Origin of the sequence: Mangrovibrevibacter kandeliae, from assembly GCF_024519155.1 — a bacterium.
GTDB lineage: Bacteria > Pseudomonadota > Alphaproteobacteria > Rhizobiales > Rhizobiaceae > Mangrovibrevibacter > Mangrovibrevibacter kandeliae.
The window spans coordinates 1,006,607-1,032,333 of the sequence record NZ_JANIFJ010000001.1; the positions used below are offsets into that span (position 1 = coordinate 1,006,607).

Consider the following 25,727-nt stretch of genomic DNA (forward strand, 5'->3'; position numbering starts at 1 on the left):
CAGAAGTACAGACAAGATGTTACGCTGGCAGCAACGCGGGCCGTCGATTTGCTGATGTCTGCGGCTCTGACTGTTTCGCAAGCATGGCTTTGCTGCTGTCTGCCGCGTCTCTCCCGACGCTAAGAGGCAGGCGATACGGGGTGGCGGCGCCGTCTGATCGATCGAGGTCGACAGGTCGACACCACGTCTGCCGCAAGTTCGCTTCCCGGCGCGTCAACTCCGCAGGCGCCGGTCCGTCAGGTTGCGCCGGTCGGCCGCGATCGCGCGCATCAGCGCGTGCAGCTGCGGATCGCGCTCGCGCAGACGGTCGAGTTCGTCGACCTGGTTGATCGCGACGAGGCGCAGGAGATCCTCGCGGATCCGTCCGTCGGCGTCACGCGGCAGCGCAGCGACACACTGCACGAGATCCGGCTTCGGATCGCTCCAGCCGCCGATCCGCTTCTCCACCGCGCTCGCCATCATCGCACCGGCGGGCTCGACGAAGGCGTAGAGGCCGACCCCGGCGCGCTTGGGGTAGGGGAACACCGACAGCGCGGCGGCCTGCACCGCCGGCTCGGCCTCGAGCCGCGCCCGGATGACCTTGCCGTCGGTGTCCATGCGATCCTTGGTGCCTTCGCCGTCGGACCACCGGAAGAGCCCGCGCGTGACGAGGTTGTATAGCGGCTTGACGGTCTTCATCCAGACCTGCGCCGGCAGGCTCTTGGCGGCGAGCATCCGCTTCTCGGCGGGCGTCAGCGCCGCCCGACAGAAGCTGCGCTTCTGTTTGAGGAGATGGCGCAGGTCTTCGCGCGCCAGGAGGCGGAAGAGCTTGCCGCGGTGCCTGAACACGGTCGCGAGCTGCATGTCGATCAGCGCCGCGCGGCCTTCGGTGGTCATCAGCCAGTTCTGCGGCTTGGCGAGGTCGTTGTGGGTGATGCCGCGTCGGTGCAACTGGCGCAGCAGCCGCTTGGCGTCGCGGAAATAGGCCTCGTTCCCCATCGGCTTGGCGACGTGCAGCGGCGCGCCCTCGATCCAGGAGCGATAGAGCCCGTCGCGATCCACCCCGAGCAGGCGCGGGGTGCCCTCGGCGCCGTCGAGACGACGCAGCGCGGCGATCTCCCGCCGGGCCAGGAACCAGGCGAGCCAGCGGATCCACGGGCGGGCATGCGACACCCGGCGACGCGTGACGACCGTCTGCGGATCGTCGACGAAGTGTCCGTACGACACCTCGCTGAACACGTCGCGCTTGAGGACGGTGCGCAGCTCGAAACGGCTGGGCGGAGCAGGGGAATTGGCGCGGGTCGCCATGATTTGACCGTTCGGAACCATCGTTGGCTGAGCGACGTAGCTGAATCCGTCACCAGGTCCAAGCCGTCAGCGAGCCGCCATGTCAGCCGAACACCACATTCTGCCACCCGCCGCGGACGTCCCGAACAGCGCGCTGCCGCTCGTCGTGGTTCGCGACGCGGTACCGGATCCGGCCGCAGACGCGACGCACGCACTCCTGCGGACCCACGGCTGGCAGGGCACGTGGACCTACACCGTCTACGACTTCTGGCACTTCCACGTCACCGGCCACGAGGTGCTGATCTGCGTCGCGGGTTCGGCAGATATCGGCTTTGGCGGGGACGACGGGATCGTGCTGGCGATGGTCCCCGGCGTCGGCGTCGTCGTGCCCGCCGGCGTCGGACACAAACGTCTGTCCGGGACGTCGGACTTCGCCGTGGTGGGCGGCTACCCACCCGGCCAGAGCGGCGCCATCACCCGTCCCGGCGAGATCGACATGGCGGAGGCCGTAAAGGCCATCGAGACGCTGCGTCTGCCGGAGCGCGACCCGTTCACGGGAGAGCGACCCGGCTGCCTCGCGGTGTGGGCCGCCTGAGCCTTCCGACCCGTCGGCTCCATGTCGGCTAGAGCCCGCTGCGGCCGTCGTCGTTGCCGCCGCTTGGCGGCGGATAGTGGTGTCGTCCGCCGGAGGGGTCGACCACCGCCCAGCCACCGGCCCGCGTCGCCTCCGCGTAAAGAGGGCCGACCGGCACCTTGCCGTGGCCGCCGGGAATGTCGAGGACGTAGGCGGGCTGACAGAGGCCGGAATAGCGGCCCCGAAGCGCCCGCATCAGCGCCTGGCCCTCGTCGATACCCGTGCGCAGATGGCTCGTCCCCGGCGCGAGGTCGCCCTGGTGCAGGTAGTACGGCTTGATGCGGTTCTCGACGAAGCAGCGCATCAGAGCGCCGAGCGTCGCAACGTCGTCGTTGACGCCCTTCAGCAGCACCGACTGGCTGACCATGGGAATGCCGGCATCGACCAGTCGGGCGACGGCCGCCCGGGCGGCCTCGGTTAACTCCCTCGGGTGGTTGGCGTGCAGGGCGACGAAGACGGCGCCGCCGAACCGCTTGAGGGCCGCGACTAGGCCTTCGTCGACCTTGGCCGGCTCCACGACCGGGACCCGCGTATGCAGCCTCAGGACCTTCACGTGCCCGATCTGCGCCAGCCGTGCGGCAATCGTGCCGAGCCGGCGCGGCGACAGCAGGAACGGATCGCCGCCGGTGACGACGACCTCCCAGATTTCGTCGTGGGCCGCGATATAGCCGAGCGCCGCGTCGAGCTCGGCCTCGGTCAGGCTGCCCGCGCCCTCCGGTCCCACCACCTCGCGGCGAAAGCAGAAGCGGCAATAGACCGGGCACACGTGCAGCGGCTTCAGGAGCACCCGGTCCGGGTAGCGGTGGACGATGCCGGGCAGGGGCGAATGCACCGCGTCGCCGATCGGGTCGGAACGCTCCTCGTCCTGCGTGTCCAGCTCTTCGGGGCGTGGCACGAACTGGCGGCCGATCGGGTCGTCCGGGCTTTCGATCAGCGCCGCCATGTCGGCCGTGATGCCCACGGCGTAACGGGACGCGACATGCTCCAGCGCCGACAGTGCCGTCTCGGGTGTCAGCCCCGCCGCGACGAGGTCGGCGGGGCTGCGCAGCGGCCGGTTCACGCTGCGCCTCCCGCGACCGGAGTCCAGATCACGTCCTCGATGCGCGCCGCGCCGAGCGCCAGCATCGCGAGCCGGTCGAATCCGAGGGCGATGCCGCTCGCGGCCGGCATCGAGGCAAGCGCGGCAAGAAAGTCCTCGTCCAGCGGATAGCGCTCGCCATAGACGCGCTCCTTCTCGTCCATCTCCGCCTCGAAGCGGCGGCGCTGCTCGGCGGCGTCGGTGAGCTCGCCGAAGCCGTTGGCCAGTTCGACGCCGCAGGCGTAGAGCTCGAAGCGCTCGGCGACGCGGGGGTCGCGCCCGGAGCGGCGAGCGAGGGCGGCTTCGGCGACGGGGTAGTCGCACAGGATGGTCGCCCGGCCGATGCCGAGCGCCGGCTCGACCTTCTCGACCATCACCTTGGAGAAGAGATCCGCCCAGCCGTCGTCGGGCGCGGCGCGCAGCCCTTGCGACTGCATCGCGGCGCGCAGCGCCGCGGCGTCGGTGCCGCCGTCCCCATTCACGGTCGCAAGGAGGTCGATGCCGGCATGGCGATCGAAGGCCTCGGCGACGGTCAGCCGCTCGGGCGCCGCGCGCGGGTCGCAGGCGCGGCCGCGGAAGGCGAAACGCTCCGTGCCGGCGGTGTCGGCGGCGCGGCGCAGGAGGGTGGCGCAGTCTTCCATCAGCGCCTCGTAGCCCTCGTGAACCCGGTACCATTCGAGCATGGTGAACTCGGGATGGTGCAGGGCGCCGCGCTCCCGGTTGCGCCACACCGGCCCGAAGCTGAAGATCCGCGTCTCGCCGGCGGCGAGGAGCTTCTTGCAGGCGAACTCCGGCGAGGTGTGGAGGTAAAGCGTTTGGCCCATGGCATCGGGCAGCAGGGCCTGCGTTGCGAAGGCGGACAGATGCGCCTCGTTGCCGGGCGACACCTGCAGGGCGGCCGTCTCCACCTCGACGAAGTCCTGCGCCTCGAACCAGGCGCGCAGCGCTGCCTTCAGCCGGTTGCGGGCGAGGAGGCGCGGCCGGCGGTCGGCGTGAACGTGCGGGGCCCAGAAGGGGGAAGCTGAGGTCATGCGGCAGGTCCGGATTCGCGCGAAGGTGCTGGCGAAGGCGCGAAAGATGGGTTAGGCCCGGTCCCCAAAAGGCGGTTCCGGCCGCTTCGTCAACATCGAAACGCAGGAAACACGCTCGTGGTGAAGGTGATCGCCAGCTCGCTCCGCAAAGGCAACGTCGTGGAGCGCGACGACGGCAAGCTCTACGTCATTCTGTCGGCGGAGAACATCCACCCCGGCAAGGGCACGCCCGTGACCCAGCTTGACATGCGGCGCATCTCCGACGGCGTGAAGGTGTCCGACCGCTATCGCACGACCGAGCAGGTCGAGCGCGCCTATGTCGAGGAGCGCGAGCACACCTTCCTCTACAGCGACGGCGAGGGGTTCCACTTCATGAACCCGGAGACCTTCGATCAGGTCGCCGTGCAGGAGAGCGTCGTCGGCGATGCCGCGCCCTACCTGCAGGAGAACATGCCGGTTCAGGTCGCGGTCCACAACGGCGTCGCGATCTCGATCGAGCTGCCGCAGCGCGCCACCTACGAGGTGGTTGAGACCGAGCCGACGACGAAGGGCCAGACCGCGTCGTCGTCCTACAAGCCGGCGATCCTGTCGAACGGGGTGAAGACCACCGTGCCGCCGCACATCAGTGCCGGCACCCGCGTCGTGGTGATGACCGCCGACGGCTCCTATGTGGAGCGCGCCAAGGACTGAGCCCGCTCCGGCGCCGGCCGCTCCCGCCGGCGTCAATGCATTGCATTCCTCGCGCAGCGACCCGGAGCGCTGATCCCGCGACGGGCGGTCAGGTCAGCTCGAGCGCGGCTTCGGCCTTCCCGTCACAATGGTCGCCCTCGGATCGCTCGTCCGCCGGTCCCTTGCTGCGCACCAGGTTGAGCGCGGTGATGATGAGCCCGACATGGCTGAAGGCCTGGGGGAAGTTGCCGAGCTGCTCTTGGCCCTTCGGGTCATACTCCTCGGCGAGCAGCCCGACGTCGTTCTGCAGGACGCGCAGCCGCTCGAACAGGCGCGTCGCGTCCTCGTAGCGGCCGAGCTTGATCCAGGCATCCGCCAGCCAGAACGAGCAGGCGAGGAAGGCGCCTTCCTCCCCATGCAGCCCGTCGTCGGTGTCGCCGGTGTCGTAGCGCAGCACGAAGCCGTCGCGCATCAGGTGCTTCTCGACCGCGTCGACCGTGCCGATCGCGCGCGGGTCGTCCGGCGGCAGGAAGCCGGTCAGAACGATGTGGAGCAGGCTCGCGTCGAGCGCCTTCGAGCCGTAGGACTGGGTGAAGCTGTTCAGCTCCGGGTCGAAGCCGTTGGCGCAGACGTCGGCATGGATCTCGTCGGCGACGATCCGAAGTTTCGCTGCGTCCTCGGCGCCGCTCTCGCTCGTCGAGAGCATCCGCGCCATGCGGTCGAACGCCACCCAGGCCATGACCTTCGAATGGACGAAGTGCCGGCTCTGGCCGCGCACCTCCCAGATGCCTTCGTCCGGCTGGCGCCAGACCTTCTTCAGGAACGGCACGATCGCCTCGGCCATGCCGGCGGTGCGTGGGTGCGGCGCGAGACCGCCGGCACGCGCCTGCGCCAGCATGTCGGCGACCTCGCCATAGACGTCGAGCTGGAACTGCGAGGCGGCACCGTTGCCGACCCGCACGGGGGCGGACTCGCGGAAGCCCTGCAGCCATGGCACCTCCCACTCCTGCAGCTGCCGTTCGCCGGCGACGCCGTACATGATCTGCATCTGCGCCGGGTCGCCGGCGATGGCCCGCATCAGCCAGTCGCGCCAGGCTTCGGCCTCCTCGTAGTAGCCGAGGTCCATGAAGGCCATCAGCGTCAGCGTCGCGTCACGCAGCCAGCAGTAGCGATAGTCCCAGTTGCGCACGCCGCCGATCGTCTCGGGCAGGGAGGTCGTCGCGGCGGCGACGATGCCGCCGGTCGGCCTGTAGGTGAGCGCCTTCAGCGTGATCAGCGAGCGCTTGACGTCCTCGGTGTAGGGACCGACGTCGGGGCAGCGCGCGGAGAAGCGCGTCCAGAAGGCCTCTGTGTCGGTGAGGGCGTGCTCCAGATCGGTGGCCGGAATCGGCGGCAGATTCGAGGCCTGGTGCGTCAGGCTGAAGATCAGCCGCTGGCCGGCCGCCACGCTGAACTGGCCGACGGTGTGGAGATCCTCGCCGTGCAGCTCGACCGGCGAGCGCAGCGTCATCAGGTCCGGGCCGGCGATGGCGGTGATCGTGTGATCGTCGACGCGGCTGACCCAGGGGATCGTCCGGCCGTAGTCGAAGCGCATGACGAGGTCGAAGTCGAACTCGACGCTGCCGTGCTCTCCGACGACGATCCGCACGACATTGGCGAGACCGTCGTCCGGCGGCATGAAGTCGATGACCGTGGCGCAGCCCGTGCGCGTCTCGAAGGTCGTTTCGAGAATCAGCGTCCCGTCGCGATAGCCGCGGGTGACGTGAAAATCGTCACAGGGGCGGATCTGCCAGTAGCCCTGCTCGCGCGTGCCGAGCAGCGAGGCGAAGACGGCCGGAGAATCAAACCGGGGAAAGCAGAGCCAGTCGATCGAGCCGGCCCGCGAAATCAACGCCGCACTCTGGCAGTCGCCGATCAGCGCGTAGTCGTCGATGTGGCGTTTGCCCTGGCTGCGGCGGTTGATCAGCTCTGACATTGGCGTCCGACTCAGCATCGTATCGTCCTCCAAAGCACAGTCTCAAGAATGCAGAAGACGCTGTAGTGGCGCTTTCTGCTCGGTCGTCAGGGATCAGGGGGATGAAGTTCGTATGCTATACGAACACAGCCGAGGATACTGACGAGGGACTGCTGCCTATGGGAACGGATAAGTTTGAATGAACTCTTACGAGCGGCGCGCGCTCGGCTCGGGGTGGGTCCCGTACCTAAGGAGTGCGGTGCAGCGGTCAAGGCGGCGCGGTGCCCACGCCGACCTGTGCTGCAGGCGCAGCCGGACGGCGGCATGCGGTGCCGCCCGCATCCGCACCGCGGTGCTTGGCGCGGTCAGCCGAAGGCCTGCAGCCCGGTCTGCGCCTTGCCGAGGATCAGCGCGTGGATGTCGTGCGTGCCCTCGTAGGTGTTCACCGTCTCGAGGTTCTGGGCGTGGCGCATCACGTGGTACTCGCCCATGATGCCGTTGCCGCCATGCATGTCGCGCGCGGTGCGGACGATCTCCAGCGCCTTGCCGCTGTTGTTGCGCTTGACGAGGCTGATCATCTCCGGGGCGAGCTTGCCCTCGTCGAACAGCCGGCCGACGCGCAACGCCGCCTGCAGGCCGAGCGCGATCTCGGTCTGCATGTCCGCGAGCTTCTTCTGGACGAGTTGCGTCGCGGCGAGCGGCCGGCCGAACTGCCGGCGTTCGAGGGTGTAGGTGCGCGCGCGGTGCCAGCAGTCCTCCGCCGCGCCCATGGTGCCCCAGGCGATGCCGTAGCGCGCCCGGTTGAGCGCCGAGAACGGCCCGCGCAGCCCGGTGACGTTCGGCAGCATGGCCGCCTCCGGCACCACGACGCCGTCCATGACGATCTCGCCGGTGACCGAGGTGCGCAGCGACAGCTTGCCCTCGATCTTCGGTGCCGACAGGCCGGGCGTGCCTTTGTCGAGAATGAAGCCGCGCACCTTGCCGTCGTCCGGCGGGCCCGTGTCGACCACCTTCGCCCAGACCAGGAAGACGTCGGCGATCGGTGCGTTGGAGATCCACATCTTGCTGCCGGAAAGCCGCCAGCCGTCGGCCACGCGCTCGGCCCTCGTCGCCATGCCGGCCGGGTCGGAGCCCGCGTCGGGCTCGGTGAGGCCGAAGCAGCCGACCCATTCGCCGCGGGCGAGCTTCGGCAGATAGCGGCTGCGCTGCGCTTCGTCGCCGAACGCCCAGATCGGATACATCACCAGCGAGGACTGGACGCTCATCATCGAGCGGTAGCCGGAATCCACCGCCTCGACGGCCCGGTTGACGAGACCGTAGGCGACATAGGAGGCGCCGGCACAGCCGTAATGCTCGGGGAGGGTGACGCCGAGCAGGCCGAGCTCTCCCATGGCCTCGAACAGCGAGCGATCGCTGGTCTCGCGCGCGTAGGCGTCGACGACGCGCGGACGCAATGTCTCCTCCGCGAAGGCGCACGCCGTCTCATGGATCAGCCGCTCGTCCTCGCTCAGCTGGTCGTCCAGCCGGAACGGCTCGGCCCAGTCGAAAGCGGCAGGCGCCGGGTCGGGCACGGCATGGCGAGCGGACATGGTCGGTCTCCTCCCTGGCGGCGCCGGCCGGAACGCGCGTTCGGCCTGCCCGACGGGTTCGGACTTCGGCCGGTCGCGACGATGCCGGGCGCCATGGCCCGACCATAGCGGCGTTCACCTCTATCGGGAACGCGCGAGCCAGGGTTTGCTGATGACCCGCCCGTTCGAGACCGGGCCGGACACGGCATTCACCCCTCAGGCGAGGTGAGAAAACAGTGACACAAGTATCTGATTTATATGAAGTATTCTACTTGCTGGCAGCGCCTGTGTCAGTCGAAGCGCAGCTGCACCTTGACCGCCTGGCTGCGATCGCCCGCGATGGCGAAGGCCGTGCCGAGCTCGTCCAGCCCGATGCTGTGGGTGATGATCGGCCGCACGTCGATCGCGCCGCGGTCGATCAGGTCCACCGCCTCGGCGAACTCGGCATGAAACCGGTGGGTGCCGACGAATTCGATCTCCTTGCCGACGAGGGCATTGATCGGCACAGGCTGGTTGCCGCTGACGCCGACCTGGACGATCCGGCCGAGGGGACGCACGCAGGCGATGGCCTGCGCGATGGCAGGCGCGGCGGCCGAGCATTCGAAGGCGACGTCGAAGCTGCCCTTGTCGGCGGTGTAGGCCTCCATCCGCTCCGGCTCGGCGGCGACGTTGACGGTCGTGGTCGCGCCCATTGCGCGGGCCACCGAAAGGGCGTGATCCTGGAGGTCGGTGACGACGATCTCGGCGGCACCGCGATGGCGGGCGACGGCGGTCGAGAGAGCACCGATCGGGCCGGCCCCGGTGACCAGCACGCGCTTGCCCTCGAGGTCGCCGGCGCGGTTTGCCGCGTGCAGGCAGACCGCCAGCGGCTCGGCGCATGCGCCTTCGGCGGGCGAGCGGTCGGCGCCGAGCGGCACGCACTGCGCGGCATCGACGGTGATGCGGTCGCGGAAGGCGCCCTGCTCGTGCGGCATCCGCATGGCCGAGCCGAAGAAGCGCATTTCGAGGCAGTGGTTCGGGTGGCCCTCGCGGCAGAAGCGGCAGTGGCCGCAGGGCCGGCTCGGGTTGATCGCGACGGTCTGGCCCACGGTGAGACCGGTCACGCCGTTCCCGAGCATCGCCACGACGCCCGCCGCCTCGTGGCCGAGGATGATCGGCTCGCGCACCCGGATCGGGCCGAATCCGCCATCCTGGAAGTAGTGGAGGTCCGAGCCGCAGATGCCGCCGGCCTTCACCGCGACCTGCACCTCGCCCGGGCCGGGCGCGCGGACGGTGTCCGTCTCGAGCCGGAGGTCGCCCTGGCCATAGAGCCGGCAGACGCGGGTCTCGGTGATGGTGGTGCTCATGCGGATGCGCTCACTTGAAGAGGAGACCCGGCAGCCAGGTGGCGATAGGCGGCACGTAGGTCACGACGAACAGGATCAGGATGTTGCAGACGAGGAAGGGCGCGATCGCCTTGATCACCGGGGTCAGCGGCAGACGGGCGATGTTGGCGCACAGGAACAGGCAGACGCCGACGGGCGGCGTCGTCAGGCCGATCATCAGGTTGAGGACGACGACGATGGCAAAGTGCAGGGGGTCGACGCCGACCCCCTGCGCCAGCGTCAGCAGCGGCACGAACAGCACGATCAGCGCCGCGATCGTCTCCATGAACATGCCGACGATCAGCAGGAAGACGTTGATCAGCAGCAGCACGACATACTTGTTGTCGGTCAGCGACAGGACGCCGTCCGCAATCGTCTGCGGAATGCGCTGCGAGACGAGGATCCAGCCGAAGACGTTGGCGAAGCCGACGAGGGCGAGGATGCCGGCCGAGGCGATGGCCGAGTTGATCAGGATCGCCGGCACCTGGCGCAGCGGCAGTTCACGGTAGACGAAGGCGCCGACGACGAAGGCATAGGCCGAGGCGACGATCGCCGTCTCGGTCGGCGTCATGATCCCCCAGAGCAGGCTGCCGACGATGAGCGCGGTCATGAACAGCGCCCAAAAGGCGCCGAGGAAGCCGCGCGCCAGCTCGCCGAACCCTTCCCAGGGCTGGCGCGGGAAGGCACGTCGAACCGCCACCACATAGGTGGTCACCATCATCGCGAGGCCGAGGAGCACGCCGGGAATGGCGCCGGCGATGAACATCTGGCCGACCGAGATGCCCGACATCGAACCGACGATGATCATCGGTACCGAGGGCGGGATGATCGGCCCGACGGTGGAGGCCGCAGCCGTGAGGGCGGCGGAGAAGTCGGCGGGATAGCCGGCCTTGCGCATCCCGGGGATCATCACGGAGCCGATCGAGGCGGCGTCGGCGACGGCGGTGCCGGAAATGCCGCCGAACAGCATCGAGGCGGCGACGTTGGAGAGCCCGAGTCCGCCGCGCAGCCAGCCGACCATCGCGTTGGCGAGGCGCACGATTCGCTCGGTGATGCCGCCGTGGTTCATCAGGTTGCCGGCCAGGATGAAGCCCGGGATCGACAGGAGCACGAAGACGTCCATGCCGGCATACATCTTCTGCGGGATGACCGCGAGCGGGAGCCCTGCCGCGAGGATGTAGGCGAGCGAGGCGAGCCCGAGCGTGACCGCGACCGGCACGCCGACGACGAGGCCGCCGGCGAAGACGCCGAGCAGGATGGCGAGGTTCATTCTTGCTTCTCGGGGTTGAGGCGCGGCAGCCCGTCGCTCTGGCCGGCCAGCATCGAAACGACGCGCAGGAGCGCGAAGAGCATCAGGACGGCGAGGAGCACGAGGATGGAGACGTAGATCCAGTCCATCGGCAGCCGCAGGACCGGGGAGGTCTGGCGCGCGCCGATCGAGGCGTAGAACCAGGCCGGATAGAGGAGGACGGCACAGAAGGCGGTGACGAGGGCGGCCGAGACCAGCCGCAGCATCCATGGCCCGCGGCCCGGCATCGCCTCGCAGAAGAGGTCGACATTGACGAGGTCGCCCGAGCGCAGCGACAGGCCGGTGCCGAAGGCGACCATCCAGAGCATGGCGAAGCGCGTCAGCTCCTCGGTCCACGGCGGCGAGGCGTTCAGGATGGAGCGCCCGACCACCTGGACGAGGACCGAGCCGATCAGGACGGCGAACCCGACTCCCGTCCCGACGCGACAGATCGCGACGAAGGCATCCTCAAGCTTGCGGATCATCCGGTCCTCCGGTTCAGCAAAGGGCGCCGCGGCGCGCCGGATCGACGCGCCGCGATGCCATGTCGGCGGCTCAGTTGGCGAAGAGCTTCTCGACGATCGGCTTGATCTCGTCGTTCACGTTGGCGAGCACCGCGTCCTTGGCTTTCGCCTTGAATGCGGCCTGATCGACGTCGACGAAGGTCATGCCCTTGTCCTTCAGCTTCTTCTCGAGCGAGGCCTCGTCGTCGAGGAAGAGCTGGCGCTCGTAGTCCTGCGCCGTCTTGGCGGCCTGCATCACGGCCTTCTGGTCGTCCTGCGAGAGCTGCTGCCAGACGAGCTCGGAGATCGTCAGGTAAATCCACGACCGCACGTGCTCGGTGCGGTTCACGTATTTCTGGACCTCGTTGAAGTTCGCCGAGTCGATCAGCGACAGCGGGTTCTCCTGGCCGTCGATGGTGCCGTTCTGCAGCGAGGTGAACACCTCGGAGAATGCCATCGGTGTCGGCGAGGCGCCCTCGGCCTTCCACACACCGACGAAGAGCGGCACGTTCGGCACGCGCAGCTTCAGGCCGTTCAGGTCGTCCGGCGTCTTGATCGGGCGGTTGGAGGTGAGGTCGCGCGGGCCGCGCGGGAAGTAGGCGATCGGGCGCACGCCGGCCTTCTCGACGATCTGCTGCTCGATCTCCTTGCCGATCTCGCCGCCGGCGACCTTATCGACGTCCTCGAGCGAGGAATAGCCGTAGGGGATCGCCAGGAGCGCGGCCTTCGGCGCCCAGTTCTGCAGGCTCTCGCCGGTGATCGTCATGTCGGCGGTACCGAGCTGCATGCCGTTGATGAGGTCGATCTCGTTGCCGAGCGAGTCGTTCGGGTAGACCTCGACCTTGATGCGCCCGTCGGTGAGCTTCGACAGCTCCTCGCCGAACTTCAGCGAGGCCTTGTGCCAGGGGTTCTGCTCGTTGGCGAGATGGCCGAGCTTGAGCACGCGCTCCTGCGCGCTCGCGGTGCCGGCGAGAAGCATCACCGCGGCTCCGGCGATAACGGCGTTTCGGACGATCTGTTTCAGCATGCGTGGTTCCTCCCGTTTGCAGGCTTCTGGTCAATCGGCTTCGACGGCCGCGGCGGATGCGCCGGGCTCGAAGAAGAGCGGATGCGCGGCGACGATCGCCGGCAGATCCTGGAGAATCTTGCGCAGGTGCTGGCGCATCGCCGCCTCCGCACTGTCGGCGTCGCCCGTCTCCACGGCGGCAACGATCGCCAGATGCTGGGTGATCAGCAGATCCTTCGGGAACTCGGCGGCGGTCAGGTAGCGCACGCGGTCCATCTGGGCCTTGATGGTCTGCAGGATCGTCCAGGCGCGGCGCCGTCCGGCGGCGTCGGCAATCAGGCGATGGAAGGCTTCGTCGAGCCGCATGAAGGCGAAGGCGTCGCCATCCGCGGTCGCCGCCTGCCGCTCCACGAGGTGGCGCAGTTCCCTGACCAGGGCGGGATCGGCCTGTCGGGCTGCCGCCCGCACGATGTCGGCCTCGATCGCCTCGCGCACGAATCGGGCATCCATGACCTCGTCCTCGGAGATCTTGCGCACGAATGTGCCGCGCTGCGGGCGGATCTCGACAAGACCCTCCTCGGCGAGGCGGATGAAGGCCTCGCGCACCGGCTGGCGCGACAGCCGGTAGATCGCCGCGACGTCCTGCTCCGATAGCCGGGCGCCCGGCGACAGCTCGGTCCGCACGATGCGGCCGCGCAGGCTGCGCAGGAGCTGCGGGCCGATCGGCGCCGCCGCGTCCCATGCCTCCTCGCTGTCGCTCGCCCATGCCAGCACGGCCTTCCTCCCACCCGGTTCGGCGCTACCTAAGTGGATACTACCATACTAGTCAACTGGTCGGCCCTCTGGTAGACCGGAGCCGAACTTGGGAAAGGTGAGAGTGCATGCGGCAGACTTGGCGTTGGTTCGGTCCGAAGGATCTGGTCGGCATCGATGCGATGCTGCAGGCGGGCGTCGAAGGGGTCGTCTCGGCGCTGCATCACGTGCCGACCGGCGCGATCTGGACGCCTGAGGCGATCGGGGAGCGCCAGCGGGCGATCGCGACGCGCCGCGACGGAACGCCCTCCGGTATCGCCTGGGAGGTGGTCGAGAGCCTGCCGGTCTCAGAGGACATCAAGAAGCAGCGCGGCGACTGGCGCGAACACATCGCCAACTACAAGGTCAGCCTGCGCCACCTCAAGGCGGCCGGCATCGAGACCATCTGCTACAACTTCATGCCGGTGCTCGACTGGACGCGCACCGACCTTGCCCACCGCGTGTCGCACGGCGGCACCTGCATGCGCTTCGACATCCTCGACTTCGCCGCCTTCGACATCTTCATCCTCGAGCGGCCGGGCGCCGCCGAGAGCTTCCCGGCCGACATCGTCGAGGGTGCGCGCGAGCGCTTCGCCGGCATGGACGAGGCGCGCAAGGAAGAGCTCGCCGGCAACGTCGTGTTCGGCCTGCCGGGCGCGGCCGAGCGGTTCAGCCTCGCCGACGTGCGCCGGCATCTCGCCGAATATGGCGACATCGACGAGGACCGCCTGCGGGCCCATTTCGTCGCGTTCCTGGAGGAGGTGGCGCCGGTCGCCGAGACGCTCGGCATGCGGCTCTGCTGTCACCCGGACGATCCGCCGTTCCCGCTGCTCGGCCTGCCGCGGATCATGTCGACCGAGGCGCAGTACAAGGCGGTGATGGACGCGGTCGACGTGCCCGCCAACGGCATCACGCTGTGCTCCGGCTCACTCGGCGCGCGCGCCGACAACGATCTGCCGGGGATGATGGAGCGGCTGGGCGACCGCGTGCATTTCCTGCACCTGCGCAACACCAAGCTTGAGACGTCCGGGCTCTACGCCTCCTTCCACGAGGCCGAGCACCTGGCCGGCGACACGGACATGGTCGCGCTGATCGCGGCGGCGCTGCGTGAAGAGAAGCGGCGCAAAGCGGCGGGACGGGCGGATTACTCGATCCCGTTCCGGCCGGACCACGGCCAGGACATCCTCGACGATCTCGGCCGCAAGGCGCAGCCGGGCTATCCCGCGATCGGCCGCCTCAAGGGCCTCGCCGAGCTGCGCGGCGTGATGACCGCGCTCGAGCATCCGGCCGTGGGCCTGTCGGCGTGACGCGCCTCGGCCGCGCCGGGCTCGACGACCTGCCGGCTTCGGTCGCGCGGCCCGGCTACGATCCGGCCGCGCACGCGGCTGGGATCGTCCATCTCGGCTGCGGCGCGTTCCACCGCGCGCATCAGGCGGTCTACACTGACGCAGCGCTTGCCCGGTCCGGTGGCGACTGGCGCATCACCGCCGTCAGCCTGCGCTCGACCGAGATCGCCGACGCGCTCAATCCGCAGGACGGGCTCTACACGCTGGTCGAGGCCGGGCCCGAAGGGCAGCGTGCGCGGGTGATCGGATCCATCGCCCGCGTGCTGGCGGGCAGCCGCGAGCCGCAGGCGATCCTCGACGCGCTCGCGGCGGCCGCGACGCGCATCGTCACGATTACCGTCACCGAAAAGGCCTATGGCATCGACCGCCGCGCGGGCGAGGTCGATCCGTCGCATCCGTCCGTCGCGGCCGACCTCGCCGATCCGCGTGCGCCCACGGGCGTCCTCGGGCTTCTCGTGGAGGGGCTTCGCCGTCGCTTCGAGGCGGGATTGCGGCCGTTCACGGTGCTCTGCTGCGACAACCTCCCGCACAACGGCGCGCTCGTGAGGATGGGCGTCGTCGGGCTGGCGCGCCGGATCGATCCAGCCCTCGCCGAGCGGATCGAGCGCGAGGTCGCCTTTCCGTCCTCGATGGTGGACCGGATCACGCCGGCGCCGAACGATGCGACGCTCGGCGCCGCCGAACGCCTGACCGGTCGGACGGACAGGGCCGCCGTCGAGACCGAGCCGTTCAGCCAATGGGTGATCGAGGACCGGTTCCCGACGGGCCGGCCGGACTGGGAGGCGGGCGGCGCACTGTTCGTCGAGGACGTCGCGCCGTTCGAGGCGATGAAGCTTCGCATGCTGAACGGCGCGCACTCCATGCTCGCCTATGCCGGCTTTCTCGCCGGCCACGTCCATGTCCGCGACGTGATGGCCGATCCGGCGCTCGCCGGCCTGGTGCGCCGCCATCTGTCGGCGGCTGCCGCCACGCTCGGCACGCTCGGCGGCATTGACCTCGCCGCCTACGCGGAGGCTCTCTTGCAGCGCTTCTCCAATCCGGCCATCGCCCATGCGACCTACCAGATCGCCATGGACGGCACCGAAAAGCTGCCGCAGCGCATCGTCGCACCGGCGGTGGACGCGCTGCGGGCAGGGCAGTCGCTGCGGCCCTTCGCCTTCGCCGTCGCCGCCTGGATGCGCTACTGCGTCGGCCGCACCGAATCCGGCGAGCGCTACGACCTGCGCGACCCACGCAAGGCGTTGATCGAGATGGCCGTGCGCAGCGGGCCGCGCGATGCCGCGGCGCTGACCGTCGGCCTGCTGGCCCTGCCCGGGCTGTTTCCGGTCGAGCTCCTCGGTGCCTCCCGCTTCGTCGGCGACGTCGAGACGATTCTGGCGGGCTTCCTGCGCGACGGCGCAGCCGCGACGATCGCGGCGGAGGCGGGACGCGTCTCCTGATACGGGAGGCGTCAGGCGTCCGCGGGCTTGACCCCGGCCGCCGGACCCGCGACCGTCATTGGGATGCCCTTCCTGCTGCGCCGGAGCCGCCCGCCGGGAGCGGCGACACAGTTCTCGGAATCGATTGATGCCTTTGACCGAATACGCGCTCGTCTTCCTGTGCCTCGCGGCGGGCGGCATTCTCAAGGGCGCAACGGGCGCCGGCGCACCGGTGCTCGCGGTGCCGGCGATGACGATGCTGTTCAACGCCAAGTTCGCGGTCGCCGTGATGGTGATGCCGAACCTGTGCACCAACCTCTGGCAGGCCTGGCAGTATCGGAAGGCGATCCTGCCGGGGCCGTTCACCTGGCTGTTTGCAAGTGCGGGGGCGGCCGGCGTCATCCTCGGCACCGCGATCCTCGCCCTCCTGCCGCAGGAGGCCCTGGCACTGATCGTCGCCGGCTCGGTCTACGGCTTCATCCTGTTCCGATTCCTCCGGCCGGACTGGCGCGTGACGCTGGAGGTGGCGAGTCGCGTCGGCGCGCCGGTCGGCTTCGTGGCGGGCCTGCTGCAGGGCGCCTCCGGCATCTCCGCGCCGGTGTCGCTGTCCTTCCTCAACGCCATGAAGCTCGACCGTGCGGCCTTCATCGCGACCGTCTCGATCTTCTTCGTGGCGATCTCGGGCTTCCAGGTGCCGGCGCTCGGCGCGCTCGGCCTCCTTACGACGACAAGCTTCCTCGCCAGCGTCTCCGCGCTGGTGCCGCTCGTCGCCTTCATGCCCGTCGGCTCGCGGATCGCCCGCCGGCTGCCGAAGGAGGCCTTCGACCGTGTCATCCTGGTCCTGCTCGGGCTGCTCGCGACCAAGCTGTTCGTCGACGTGCTGCTCTGATCCGAGCGGGTCCGGTTGCCGTCAGGCGCGCTCGACACCGAGCCGTGCCTCCAGCGCGCCGGGCTCCTCCAGGAGCTGCGCGCTCGGACCGGCGAAGCTCACCGTGCCGCGCTCGAGGATCAGCGCGTGGTCCGTGAAGGGCAGGATCTTGCGGGCCTTCTGCTCGACGATGATCGCGGTCATCGCCTCCTCGACGACGATGCGGCGCAGCGCCGCCAGAAGCTCGTCGACGATCACCGGCGCAAGGCCCTCCAGCGGCTCGTCGAGCAGCAGGAGCTTCGGGTTGATCATCAGCGCACGGCCGAGCGCGAGCATCTGCTGCTCGCCGCCCGACAGCTGGTTGCCCATGTTCGAGCGCCGCTCCCTGAGCCGTGGGAACATCTGGTAGACGCGCGCCACGTCCCAGGGCCCCGGCCGGGCGATCGCGGTGAGGTTTTCCTCCACCGTGAGCGAGGCGAAGATGTTGCGCTCCTGCGGCACCCAGCCGATCCCGGCGCGTGCCCGGCGCTCCGGCGACAGCGGCGTGACGTCGGCGCCGTCGAGCGTGATGCGGCCGCCCTTGAAGGTGGTGACGCCGATGAGCGTGTTCAGCAGCGTCGTCTTGCCGACGCCGTTGCGGCCGAGGAGGGCCAGTGCGCCGCCGGCCTTCAGCGAGAAGCCGATCCGCTCGATCGCGACCGCCTTGCCGTAGCCGGCCGACAGGTTCTCGACCACCAGAAGATCCGCCATCAGCCTTCTCCGAGATAGACGCGGCGCACGTCGGGGTTGGCTGCGATCTCGGCGACACTGCCTTCGGTGAAGACGGCACCGCCGACCAGGACGGTGATGCGCCCGGCGAAGGAGAAGACGAGGTCCATGTCGTGTTCGATCAGGACCACGGTCACGTCCGCCGGCAGGCTCTCGACGATCGAGAGGATCTCGTGCCGCTCGTCCTCGGGCACGCCGGCCGCCGGCTCGTCGAGGAGGAGCACCTGCGGGTCGGCGGCGATCGCGACGGCGATCTCGAGCAGGCGCTGCTTGCCGTAGGGCAGGGACGAGACGCGGCGGGACATCACGTCGGCAAGGCCGAAGCGCGACAGGAGCTCACCGGCCCGCTCGACGCTCGCGCGCTCGCGCGAGGCCGGCTGCCAGAAGGTGCCGGCGCGGCCGTGCGCGGCCGCATGCGCCAGGACGACGGTCTCGAGCGGCGTCATGTCGGGGAAGAGCTGGTTGATCTGGAAGGTCCGGGCGATGCCGCGGCGGGCCCGCTGATGCGCGGTGAGCCCGGTGACGTCCTTGCCGCCGACCACGATTCGGCCGGACGTCGGCGCCAGCACGCCGGTCAGAAGGTTGATCAGCGTCGTCTTGCCGGCGCCGTTCGGCCCGATCAGTGCGTGCCGTGCGCCCTTGCCGACGGACAGGCTCACGTCGTTGGTCGCGACGAGCCCGCCGAAGCGCTTGACGAGGCCGTGCGTCTCGAGCGCGGCGGTCATGCCGGATCTCCCTCGACGCCTCGGCGGCGCCCCGGCAGGAGGGCGCCCAGCCGCTCGCTCATCCGGTCGCGACCGACGAGGACGAGGACGACCAGCAACAGGCCGATCCAGAACTGCCAGTATTGCGGCGTGAGGTCGGAGATGAGCGTCTGCAGCACCTTGAAGACGACGGCGCCGATCAACCCGCCATAGAGGTAGCCCGTGCCGCCGAGCACCAGCATCAGGAGGACGTCGGCCGACCGGTGGAAGTCCAGCACCTCCAGCGAGACGAACTGCGTCGTCTGGGCGTTCAGCGCTCCCGCAAGGCCCGCCATGAACGCCGACAGCGTGTAGACCGCGACGAGGTGGCGGCTGGTGCCGATGCCGAGGTGGGCGGCGCGCAGCCGGTTGCCGCGGATGGCCCGCAGCGACAGGCCGAAGGGCGAAGCGATGACCAGTCGTGCCACGAGGACGCACAGGAACAGCACCGACAGGCTGTAGAAGTAGGCCGTGTGGCCGTAGAGGTCGAACTCGAAGAGCCCGAGCACCGGGTCCATCGCGACGCCGTAGAGCCCGTCGGCGCCGCCCGTCCAATCGTCGAAGCGGTTGGCGATCTCGAGCAGGATCAGCGCGACCCCGAGCGTGATCATCAGGCGGGTGAGATCGGAGCCGCGCAGGATCAGGAAGCTCGACAGGAAGCCGATCAATGCCGCGGCGAGGCCGGCGGCGAGAAGTCCCGGGAGCGGTGTCGCGTAGCCGTTGACCGCCAGCATTCCCGCGACGTAGGCGCCGGCGCCGAAGAAGGCGGCATGGCCGAGCGAGACGATGCCGGCATAGCCGAGGACGAGGTCGAGCGACATGGCGAAGAGGCCGAGGATCGCGATCTCGTTGAGGAGCAGGGCGCGGTCGGGAACGACGAAGAAGGCGCCGACGGCGACGATCCAGATCGCGATCTCGGCGGCGAGCGGCAGCGGCGGGCGCGACAGGGTGTGCGCGAGGACCCCTCCGTCGGCCGGGATGGCGCCGGACGATTGGTCCGCGGCACGGGAGGGCGCACTCATCGGGCCACCGCGCGCGAGAACAGCCCGTTGGGCCGCCAGAGGAGGATGAGAACCATCAGCGTGTAGATGATGAAGGCGCCGAGCTGCGGCACGTAGTACTTGCCGAGAACGTCCGCGATCCCGAGGATCAGGGCCGCGAGCAGCGGCCCGGTGATCGTCGTGGTGCCGCCGACGGCGACGACGACCAGGAAGTAGATCATGTAGCGCAGCGGAAACACCGGATCGAGGCCGAGCAGCTCGGCGCCGAGTGCGCCGCCGAGGCCGGCAAGGCCCGAGCCGACCGCGAAGGTCACCGCGAAGACGAGCGAGACGTTGATGCCGAGCCCGCGCGCCACCGTCGGATCGTCGACCGCTGCGCGCAGCTGGCTGCCGAACCTCGTCCTGACCAGTCCGACCTGGAGAGCAATGGCGACGACCGCGCAGATGGCGATCGTGAAGAGGCGATAGACGCCCATGCCGATGCCGGCGATCTCGACCCGGCCCTGCAGCCAGTCCGGCAGCCGGACGATCTGCTGGCTGGAGCCCATGACGTACTGCACGGCCGTGATCGCCATGAAGATGATGCCGACCGAAAACAGCACCTGGTCGAGATGGCTGCGGCCATAGAGGTGCTGGTAGAGCGTGCGCTCCAGCAGCGCGCCGATCAGCGCGGTGACGAGGAAGGCGAGCGGCAGGCAGGCGAGGAAGGGCACGCCGGCGCGTTGCGTCAGCACCACCAGCACGTAGCCGCCGGCCATCGCGAAGGCTCCGTGCGCGAGGTTGATGAAGTTCATCAACCCCAGCGTCAGTGCCAGCCCGCAGGCCAGGATGAAGAGCAGCATGCCATAGGCGATGCCGTCGAAGATGATCGTCATGCGAGGTGGATCCGCCGGGGTGGATGCCGCCGCCTGTCTGCGCCGCGCGCCCGTCGGCAGGCAAGCGGCAGCTGGAGCGGGATGCGAGAGGGCGGCGGGGGCGCGTCCGTGGATCGCACCCCCGCCGCCTGGATCACTTGGCCTTGGCCGGATCCTTGACGTTCTCCACCGTGTCCTGCTCGACATTGTAGAGTTCGCCGTCGTCCTGGCGCTCGACCTTGTTGATGTAGATGTTCTGGACGATCTCGCGCGTGTCCGGGTCGATCATGATCGGGCCGCGCGGGCTCTCCCACTTCATGCCCTTCATGGCATCGACGAGTTTTGTCCCGTCGGTGTCGCCGCCGGTCTTCTCCAGCGCCTGGTAGACCAGCGCCATGCCGTCATAGGCGCCGACCGCCATGAAGTTCGGCCGCATGCCGCCATTCGCCGTCTTGAAGGCGGCGACGAAGGCCTTGTTCATCTCGGAGGGATGCGCGGCCGTATAGTGATGCGCCGAGATCAGCCCGAGCGCCGCGTCGCCCATGTTGTTCAGGATCTGGTCGTCGACCACGTCGCCGGTGCCGATCAGCTTGATGCCCTGGTCGGCGAGGCCGCGTTCGCGGAACTGCTTCATGAAGGGCGCGCCGACGCCGCTCGGCACGAAGACGAAGAGCGCATCCGGCTTGGCGTCAGCGACGCGCTGCAGGAACGGCGCGAAGTCCGGGTTCTGCAACGGCACGGTCAGCTGCTCGGCCACCTTGCCGCCGCCGTCGGTGAAGGCCTTAGCGAACCAGTCCTGCGCATCCTTGCCCGGCGCGTAGTCGCTGACCAGCGTAACGGCCGTCTTGATGCCGTTGTCGGCCGCCCACTTGCCCATCGTCGCGGCCGCCGTCGGCGTCGCGAAGCTGGTGCGCACGATGAAGGGCGACTTCTCGACCACCGAGGAGGTCGCGGCGGCGGTCACGACCATCGGCACCTTGGCCTGCGTGGCGATCGGCGCGGCGGCGAAGGCGAGCGGCGTCAGGCCGAAGCCCATCAGGACGTTGGCATGGTCGTTGACCACCAGCTCCTGCGCGATTCGGCGGGTGTCGTTGGCTGAGCCCGCATCGTCCTTGACGACGAGCTCGATCTTCTTCCCCGCGACGGTGTCGCCGTGGTCGGCCATGTACTGCTTGGCGCCGGCGACCGCCTCGATGCCGGTCGAGGCGAAGGGCCCGGTCATCGGCTGGATCATGCCGATCTTCACCGTGTCCTGCGCCATCGCCGCCGGCACGGCGAGCGCGACGGCCGCCGCGCCGAAGGATGCGGCGAGCGCCGCCCGCAGGATGCTGCGTCTCGTTTGAACCATGTCTTCCTCCCGTTCGTGGGCAGGCCCCCCAGCCCGCCCTGCGTTTAAAGCAGATTCCGTCTGCCGGCGGTATGGTCGTCGTCGAAGAGGGTTATTTCGGCGAGACGCAGCTCCTTGCGATCGGCCGATGTCGCACGCGTCGATTTTGCAGTCCGTGTGCTCACGGCGCGGTGCGCGCCGCTTCGGGACGCGCGGGCCCCGCGGCACCCTGGCGCTCTTTGGCCAGTGCCCGAAGGTCCCAGTCCGCGGCCGCCAGCTCCGCCGCGCTCACCGGCTCGGCGGCGGCGAGGAGCTTGCGCGCGGCCATGTGCGGGCCCGGCTGGTTGATCGTCTCCACCGAGATCAGCCGCCCGCTTCTCAGCCCGATCACGACGTCCTCGCCCACCGGCTGCCAGGCGTCCGCTGCCGTGGTGAGGCCGGCGATCTGCAGCTTGGCGTCGCCCTGGTCGCTCCAGAACCAGGGCACCGCCTCGAAGGCCTCGCTCGCGCCATGCTGCAGGCGCCGCGCCAGATGCCGGGCCTGGTCGGTCGCCGCCTGCACCGATTCGAGGCGCATGTGCGTGCCGAGCGGTCCGGGGACGGAGGCGCAGTCGCCGATCGCCGAGATCGCCGGGTCGGCGGTCGCGAGCTGTCCGTCGACGACGATGCCGTTGTCGACCGCGAGCCCGGCCGCCTGTGCGAGCTCGACATTGGGGCGCACGCCGGTCGCCACGAGCACGACGTCGCCTTCGAGGACCTCACCGTCGGCGAGCGTCACGCGGTCCGGCGCGCCGCCGCCCGGCGCCTCGATGCGCGCGGCCGCCGCGTCGAGCCGGATCGTGGTGCCGGCCGCGCGGTGCAGCGACAGGAAGCGCTCGGAAATCGCCGGCGAGACGGCGCGTGCCATCAGCCGGGCGCCGGCCTCCAGCACCACCGTCGCGACGCCCGCCGCCTCGGCCATCGCCGCGAATTCGAGGCCGATGAAGCCGCCGCCGACGACAATCGCGCGGCGCGCCCGTGCCAGCCGCTTGCGGATATCCTCGGCATGGGCAAGCGTGCGCAACTCCACGACGCTCGCATGATCGGCGCCCTCGATCGGTGGCCGCACGTTGCGCGCCCCCGTCGCCAGCACGAGCTGATCGTAGCCGATTCGCTCGCCGTCTGCCGTCGTCAGCACGCGCTCCGCGCGGTCGACCGCCGTCACGCGAACGCCGTCCAGACGGGTGATGGCGTTCTTCTCGTAGAAGCTCGCCGGCCGCAGCGCGAGGCGATCGGCATCGCCGTCCTTCATGAAGCCCTTCGACAAGGGCGGGCGCTGATAGGGCAGGCCCGGCTCGTCGCCGACGAGAAGGATCTCGCCGGCATGGCCTTCCTGCCGCAGGCTTGCGACGAGCTGCACCGCCGCATGCCCGGCGCCGACGATGACGATCCGCTGGTTCTGCATCGCTTCCTCGCGTGATGGCCTACATCTGCGCCTCTGGCAGATGAACCACCAGCCCGTCCAGCTCCGGCCGCACGGTGATCTGGCAGGAGAGGCGACTGGTCGGCCGCGGCTCGGTGGCCGCACCGTCCAGGAGATCCTCCTCGCCGTCGGAGCGCGGGCCGACCTTTTCGGCCCAGGCCTCGTCGACGATGACGTGGCAGGTGGCGCACATCATCGAGCCGCCGCACTCGCCGACGATGCCCTCGACGTCGTTGGCGAGCGCCGTGCGCATCACGCTGTCGCCGTCGCGCGCCTCGACTTCGGTGCGGCTGCCGTCGGTCGCGACGTAAACGATCTTCGTCATCGGTTCATTCCCAGGATCGTGTGGGGGGTCATGCGGGCGCTGAGCCCGCACGGTCGTTGCGTGCGCGTCCGGCTCAAGCGAGCCGGACCGGCAGGTTGATCGGGCCGCGGAAGCCGAAGCCGCGCCACTGGACGACGTCCGGATCCGGCAGCGTCATGTTCGGGAAGCGCTCGAACAGCAGCGGCAGGATGATCTGCCCGACGGTGCGACGGGCGATGTGGGCGCCGGCACAGTGGTGCGGACCGCTGCCGAAGGCCTGGTGCGGGTTCTTGGCGCGGAAGACGTCGTAGCGCTCCGGATGCTCGAAGAGCTCCTCGTCGTGATTGGCCGAGGCCTGGATCGTCATCACCGTGTCGCCCTTCGGGATCCGGTAGCCGCGGATCTCGGTGTCCTCGGTGACGAGGCGCGAACTCGCCTGGATCGGCGCCACCCAACGCACGCCCTCCTCGAAGGCGGCGCTCCAGGCGCCCTGCCGCTTCACCTCCTCGAATTGCTCGGTCTCGGTCAGGAGGCCGAAGATGATGGTGGCCAGCGCGTCGCGCGGCTCGTTGATGCCGCCGCCGATGGCGATCTTGATGTTGGAGTAGATCTGGCTCATCGGGATCGGCCGTTCGGCGTTCAGCATGATCGCGAAGGCCGACGGCCCGCGCTCGGCCCTGTGCCGCTCCACCATCGCGTCGAAGTGCCGGTCCATCTCGTCATTGGCGACGTCGGTGCGGGCGAAGGGCTCCGGCCGCCAGCCGAAATTGCCGGCGCCGTCCATCAGGGTCTGCGACCAGCGCTGCATCTCCTCGTCTGTGGCTTCGGGGATGCCGAGGATGTGGGCGAGGATCCGGGCTGCGATCGGCCCGCACAGCGCCTTGAAGATGTCCACCGTCTCGCCGCGGGGCAGCCGCCCGATGTAGTCCTCCGCGAGGCGTTCGTAGAGCGGGCCCCAGTGCTCCTTGATGGCCTTCGGCATGAAGCTGGCGTTCATCGCCATGCGCTCGGAAACGTGCTCCGGGCCGTCCTTGCGCATCAGGGTGTGCGCCCGAAAGGCCGGCTGCATCGGCGTCTTCGGATCGTTCGAGGAGAAGAGCGCCGGGTTGTCCTTGACGTGCTTGGTGTCGGCCGCCTTGGTCAGCAGCGTGCGGCCGACCGACTTGACGCGCAGCACCGGCGCCTCGGCCCGCAGCCGCTTGTAGATGGGGTAGGGATCGAGCGTCAGCGCGTCGATGGTGATCGCCTCGTCGAGCGGCGCGAAGTCCAGTTGTCCGAGCATTGCGGTTCCTCCCAGAAGCCGATCGACGCCGCGCTCAGGCGACGACCAGCGCAAGGCCGGGGACCCGTCGCCTGAGGCTGGGATCCCGGGTCAAGACGTGTTGCAGGTTGGTGCGGGCGACGCGCGCGTGCTCGCGCATCACGGCTTCGGCACGGGCACCCTCCCGCCCGAGGATCGCCTCGGCGATGGCGCGGTGCTGGGCCTGCGCGGCGACCAGGGAGCGGCGGAAGGCGGCGACGTCGCGCTGCCCCTCCAGAAAGGCGCTGGGCGAGGCGAAGGGCAGGCGCCGCGCATGCTCGACCTGCCGGCGCACCATCGGGCTGGCCGAAAGATCGAGCACGAGATCGTGGAAGAGCGCGTTACCGGCAGCGTAGGCGTCCATGTCGAGATCGCCGGGCCCGGGCCCGAAGGCCGCATCGAGCCGGTCCAGCACTTCGTCCAGCCGGCGCGCGCCGTCGGCGTCGATCCCACGCTCGGCGGCGAGGCGCGCCGCGGTGCCTTCGAGGACGCCGCGCAGCTCGATGGCGTCGGCGACGTCGGCGGCGGTGAAGCGGGCGACGACGAAGCCGGTGGTCGACAGGCGCTCGATCAGCCCCTCGCGCTCGAGCTCGGCCAGAGCGCTGCGCAGCGGCGTGCGGGAGATCCCGAGGCGCGCGGCGAGGCGGACCTCCGTCAGGCGCTCGCCAGGCGCGAAAGCGCCGCCGACGATCTGGTCGCGCAGCGCCATCGCCGCGCTCTGCGACTGCAGCGGCAGCCGGTCGGCGGCGCCGCGGTCATGCATGATGAGTGTTTCGCCGGACGGCGCGTCGGTCGTTGCCATCGGGACAGGCCCGGGAGCGTTTGACGATCAGAGGCGCATCCTCCCAGCTACGCCCCTGCCTATGTATACATTTCCTGCGGTGCGTCGCAAGTCTCGTACGGTGATGTACCGCCGGATCGCAGAGAGGGGCAGCTGCTCTAACGAGTGAAGAGCGATGAGCAGAGGCCGCAGCTGTGAAAATGTATGCAGCTTGATCGGATTGGCCGTAACGGAACGGCGTTCGACCACAGGTCAGCGCCGCGGCGGAGACAGGCTTGCGACCGTACGGGACACTTCGGCTTGGCGCCGCAATCACGACTTGAGGAGAGAGCGCCGCTTGATCGTTGGCGCCGTCGGCGCAGCAAAGGGGGCTATAGGCGCGGCGGGCGGCGGCCCCGTGCC

Annotated in this window: 24 protein-coding genes; 5 read left to right on the forward strand and 19 right to left on the reverse strand. The window is 69.4% G+C overall.

Annotated elements, in window-relative coordinates; genetic code table 11:
• Positions 1-213: 213 nt before the first annotated feature.
• Positions 214-1,287 (reverse strand): serine/threonine protein kinase, encoded by a 1,074-nt coding sequence (locus NPA30_RS04855; RefSeq protein ID WP_256801236.1) that lies wholly within the window; start codon positions 1,285-1,287, stop codon positions 214-216.
• 79 nt (positions 1,288-1,366) lie between these two features.
• Between NPA30_RS04855 and NPA30_RS04860 the strand changes: the two genes are divergently transcribed.
• Positions 1,367-1,861 carry a hypothetical protein gene (locus tag NPA30_RS04860; RefSeq protein ID WP_256801237.1) on the forward strand — a complete coding sequence of 165 codons (495 nt, stop codon included), beginning with the start codon at positions 1,367-1,369 and terminating at the stop codon, positions 1,859-1,861.
• Positions 1,862-1,889: 28 nt separating this feature from the next.
• Here NPA30_RS04860 and NPA30_RS04865 read toward each other — a convergent pair whose 3' ends face one another.
• Together NPA30_RS04865 and epmA are read right to left on the reverse strand one after the other, a co-directional pair.
• Complete coding sequence (locus NPA30_RS04865; RefSeq protein ID WP_256801238.1) at positions 1,890-2,960, reverse strand: lysine-2,3-aminomutase-like protein; 1,071 nt, start codon at positions 2,958-2,960, stop codon at positions 1,890-1,892.
• Positions 2,957-4,009 (reverse strand): EF-P lysine aminoacylase EpmA, encoded by a 1,053-nt coding sequence (gene epmA, locus NPA30_RS04870; protein ID WP_256801239.1) that lies wholly within the window; start codon positions 4,007-4,009, stop codon positions 2,957-2,959. Before epmA ends, NPA30_RS04865 begins: the two co-directional genes overlap by 4 nt.
• Positions 4,010-4,129: 120 nt before the next feature.
• On the opposite strand from epmA, the gene efp reads away from it, so the two are divergent.
• Positions 4,130-4,699 (forward strand): elongation factor P, encoded by a 570-nt coding sequence (gene efp, locus NPA30_RS04875; RefSeq protein ID WP_256801568.1) that lies wholly within the window; start codon positions 4,130-4,132, stop codon positions 4,697-4,699.
• A gap of 88 nt (positions 4,700-4,787) precedes the next feature.
• Here efp and NPA30_RS04880 read toward each other — a convergent pair whose 3' ends face one another.
• From NPA30_RS04880 to NPA30_RS04910, 7 genes are all read right to left on the reverse strand, one after another.
• Entirely contained in the window at positions 4,788-6,653 is a 1,866-nt protein-coding gene (locus tag NPA30_RS04880; protein ID WP_256801240.1) for a glycoside hydrolase family 15 protein, read from the reverse strand.
• Positions 6,654-6,997: 344 nt separating this feature from the next.
• On the reverse strand, positions 6,998-8,221 hold the full coding sequence (locus tag NPA30_RS04885) for an acyl-CoA dehydrogenase (RefSeq protein WP_256801241.1): 1,224 nt from the start codon (positions 8,219-8,221) through the stop codon (positions 6,998-7,000).
• Positions 8,222-8,490: 269 nt separating this feature from the next.
• Positions 8,491-9,546, reverse strand: a complete 1,056-nt coding sequence (locus tag NPA30_RS04890) for an L-idonate 5-dehydrogenase (protein WP_256801242.1) — start codon at positions 9,544-9,546, stop codon at positions 8,491-8,493.
• 10 nt (positions 9,547-9,556) lie between these two features.
• Positions 9,557-10,834 carry a TRAP transporter large permease gene (locus NPA30_RS04895; protein WP_256801243.1) on the reverse strand — a complete coding sequence of 426 codons (1,278 nt, stop codon included), beginning with the start codon at positions 10,832-10,834 and terminating at the stop codon, positions 9,557-9,559.
• Positions 10,831-11,337: a TRAP transporter small permease gene (locus tag NPA30_RS04900; protein ID WP_256801244.1), complete on the reverse strand. Its 507-nt coding sequence runs from the start codon at positions 11,335-11,337 to the stop codon at positions 10,831-10,833. Before NPA30_RS04900 ends, NPA30_RS04895 begins: the two co-directional genes overlap by 4 nt.
• Before the next feature lie 70 nt (positions 11,338-11,407).
• Positions 11,408-12,382, reverse strand: coding sequence for a TRAP transporter substrate-binding protein (locus tag NPA30_RS04905; protein WP_256801245.1), 975 nt, complete (start codon positions 12,380-12,382; stop codon positions 11,408-11,410).
• A 30-nt stretch (positions 12,383-12,412) separates the two neighbouring features.
• Entirely contained in the window at positions 12,413-13,135 is a 723-nt protein-coding gene (locus tag NPA30_RS04910) for a GntR family transcriptional regulator (protein ID WP_256801246.1), read from the reverse strand.
• Between the two features lie 107 nt (positions 13,136-13,242).
• Between NPA30_RS04910 and uxuA the strand changes: the two genes are divergently transcribed.
• The 3 genes from uxuA to NPA30_RS04925 all read left to right on the forward strand — a co-directional run bounded on the left by uxuA (position 13,243) and on the right by NPA30_RS04925 (position 16,806).
• Positions 13,243-14,460, forward strand: a complete 1,218-nt coding sequence (gene uxuA / locus NPA30_RS04915) for a mannonate dehydratase (RefSeq protein ID WP_256801247.1) — start codon at positions 13,243-13,245, stop codon at positions 14,458-14,460.
• On the forward strand, positions 14,457-15,938 hold the full coding sequence (locus tag NPA30_RS04920; RefSeq protein WP_256801248.1) for a mannitol dehydrogenase family protein: 1,482 nt from the start codon (positions 14,457-14,459) through the stop codon (positions 15,936-15,938). The genes uxuA and NPA30_RS04920 overlap by 4 nt, the downstream gene beginning before the upstream one ends.
• 127 nt (positions 15,939-16,065) lie before the next feature.
• Complete coding sequence (locus NPA30_RS04925) at positions 16,066-16,806, forward strand: sulfite exporter TauE/SafE family protein (protein ID WP_256801249.1); 741 nt, start codon at positions 16,066-16,068, stop codon at positions 16,804-16,806.
• 21 nt (positions 16,807-16,827) lie between these two features.
• On the opposite strand, the gene NPA30_RS04930 is transcribed toward NPA30_RS04925, so the two are convergent.
• From NPA30_RS04930 to NPA30_RS04970, 9 genes are all read right to left on the reverse strand, one after another.
• On the reverse strand, positions 16,828-17,535 hold the full coding sequence (locus NPA30_RS04930) for an ABC transporter ATP-binding protein (protein WP_256801250.1): 708 nt from the start codon (positions 17,533-17,535) through the stop codon (positions 16,828-16,830).
• Positions 17,535-18,278 carry an ABC transporter ATP-binding protein gene (locus NPA30_RS04935; RefSeq protein ID WP_256801251.1) on the reverse strand — a complete coding sequence of 248 codons (744 nt, stop codon included), beginning with the start codon at positions 18,276-18,278 and terminating at the stop codon, positions 17,535-17,537. Before NPA30_RS04935 ends, NPA30_RS04930 begins: the two co-directional genes overlap by 1 nt.
• Positions 18,275-19,318: a branched-chain amino acid ABC transporter permease gene (locus tag NPA30_RS04940; RefSeq protein WP_256801252.1), complete on the reverse strand. Its 1,044-nt coding sequence runs from the start codon at positions 19,316-19,318 to the stop codon at positions 18,275-18,277. The genes NPA30_RS04935 and NPA30_RS04940 overlap by 4 nt, the downstream gene beginning before the upstream one ends.
• Positions 19,315-20,172, reverse strand: coding sequence for a branched-chain amino acid ABC transporter permease (locus NPA30_RS04945; protein WP_256801253.1), 858 nt, complete (start codon positions 20,170-20,172; stop codon positions 19,315-19,317). The genes NPA30_RS04940 and NPA30_RS04945 overlap by 4 nt, the downstream gene beginning before the upstream one ends.
• A 133-nt stretch (positions 20,173-20,305) precedes the next feature.
• On the reverse strand, positions 20,306-21,499 hold the full coding sequence (locus NPA30_RS04950) for an ABC transporter substrate-binding protein (RefSeq protein WP_256801254.1): 1,194 nt from the start codon (positions 21,497-21,499) through the stop codon (positions 20,306-20,308).
• A gap of 160 nt (positions 21,500-21,659) precedes the next feature.
• Positions 21,660-22,922: an NAD(P)/FAD-dependent oxidoreductase gene (locus NPA30_RS04955; RefSeq protein ID WP_256801255.1), complete on the reverse strand. Its 1,263-nt coding sequence runs from the start codon at positions 22,920-22,922 to the stop codon at positions 21,660-21,662.
• A 19-nt stretch (positions 22,923-22,941) separates the two neighbouring features.
• Entirely contained in the window at positions 22,942-23,265 is a 324-nt protein-coding gene (locus tag NPA30_RS04960; RefSeq protein ID WP_256801256.1) for a 2Fe-2S iron-sulfur cluster-binding protein, read from the reverse strand.
• A gap of 73 nt (positions 23,266-23,338) precedes the next feature.
• Entirely contained in the window at positions 23,339-24,526 is a 1,188-nt protein-coding gene (locus NPA30_RS04965) for a cytochrome P450 (RefSeq protein ID WP_256801257.1), read from the reverse strand.
• 34 nt (positions 24,527-24,560) lie between these two features.
• Entirely contained in the window at positions 24,561-25,346 is a 786-nt protein-coding gene (locus NPA30_RS04970; RefSeq protein ID WP_256801258.1) for a GntR family transcriptional regulator, read from the reverse strand.
• Positions 25,347-25,727: the final 381 nt, after the last annotated feature.

Bases quoted from the DNA above. Each gene is read 5' to 3' on its own strand.
- NPA30_RS04855 (WP_256801236.1), bottom strand. From the start codon at position 1,287: ATGGCGACCCGCGCCAATTCCCCTGCTCCGCCCAGCCGTTTCGAGCTG.
- NPA30_RS04860 (WP_256801237.1), top strand. From the start codon at position 1,367: ATGTCAGCCGAACACCACATTCTGCCACCCGCCGCGGACGTCCCGAAC.
- epmA (WP_256801239.1), bottom strand. From the start codon at position 4,009: ATGACCTCAGCTTCCCCCTTCTGGGCCCCGCACGTTCACGCCGACCGC.
- NPA30_RS04880 (WP_256801240.1), bottom strand. From the start codon at position 6,653: ATGTCAGAGCTGATCAACCGCCGCAGCCAGGGCAAACGCCACATCGAC.
- NPA30_RS04885 (WP_256801241.1), bottom strand. From the start codon at position 8,221: ATGTCCGCTCGCCATGCCGTGCCCGACCCGGCGCCTGCCGCTTTCGAC.
- NPA30_RS04890 (WP_256801242.1), bottom strand. From the start codon at position 9,546: ATGAGCACCACCATCACCGAGACCCGCGTCTGCCGGCTCTATGGCCAG.
- NPA30_RS04895 (WP_256801243.1), bottom strand. From the start codon at position 10,834: ATGAACCTCGCCATCCTGCTCGGCGTCTTCGCCGGCGGCCTCGTCGTC.
- NPA30_RS04900 (WP_256801244.1), bottom strand. From the start codon at position 11,337: ATGATCCGCAAGCTTGAGGATGCCTTCGTCGCGATCTGTCGCGTCGGG.
- NPA30_RS04905 (WP_256801245.1), bottom strand. From the start codon at position 12,382: ATGCTGAAACAGATCGTCCGAAACGCCGTTATCGCCGGAGCCGCGGTG.
- uxuA (WP_256801247.1), top strand. From the start codon at position 13,243: ATGCGGCAGACTTGGCGTTGGTTCGGTCCGAAGGATCTGGTCGGCATC.
- NPA30_RS04925 (WP_256801249.1), top strand. From the start codon at position 16,066: ATGCCTTTGACCGAATACGCGCTCGTCTTCCTGTGCCTCGCGGCGGGC.
- NPA30_RS04930 (WP_256801250.1), bottom strand. From the start codon at position 17,535: ATGGCGGATCTTCTGGTGGTCGAGAACCTGTCGGCCGGCTACGGCAAG.
- NPA30_RS04935 (WP_256801251.1), bottom strand. From the start codon at position 18,278: ATGACCGCCGCGCTCGAGACGCACGGCCTCGTCAAGCGCTTCGGCGGG.
- NPA30_RS04940 (WP_256801252.1), bottom strand. From the start codon at position 19,318: ATGAGTGCGCCCTCCCGTGCCGCGGACCAATCGTCCGGCGCCATCCCG.
- NPA30_RS04945 (WP_256801253.1), bottom strand. From the start codon at position 20,172: ATGACGATCATCTTCGACGGCATCGCCTATGGCATGCTGCTCTTCATC.
- NPA30_RS04950 (WP_256801254.1), bottom strand. From the start codon at position 21,499: ATGGTTCAAACGAGACGCAGCATCCTGCGGGCGGCGCTCGCCGCATCC.
- NPA30_RS04955 (WP_256801255.1), bottom strand. From the start codon at position 22,922: ATGCAGAACCAGCGGATCGTCATCGTCGGCGCCGGGCATGCGGCGGTG.
- NPA30_RS04960 (WP_256801256.1), bottom strand. From the start codon at position 23,265: ATGACGAAGATCGTTTACGTCGCGACCGACGGCAGCCGCACCGAAGTC.
- NPA30_RS04965 (WP_256801257.1), bottom strand. From the start codon at position 24,526: ATGCTCGGACAACTGGACTTCGCGCCGCTCGACGAGGCGATCACCATC.
- NPA30_RS04970 (WP_256801258.1), bottom strand. From the start codon at position 25,346: ATGGCAACGACCGACGCGCCGTCCGGCGAAACACTCATCATGCATGAC.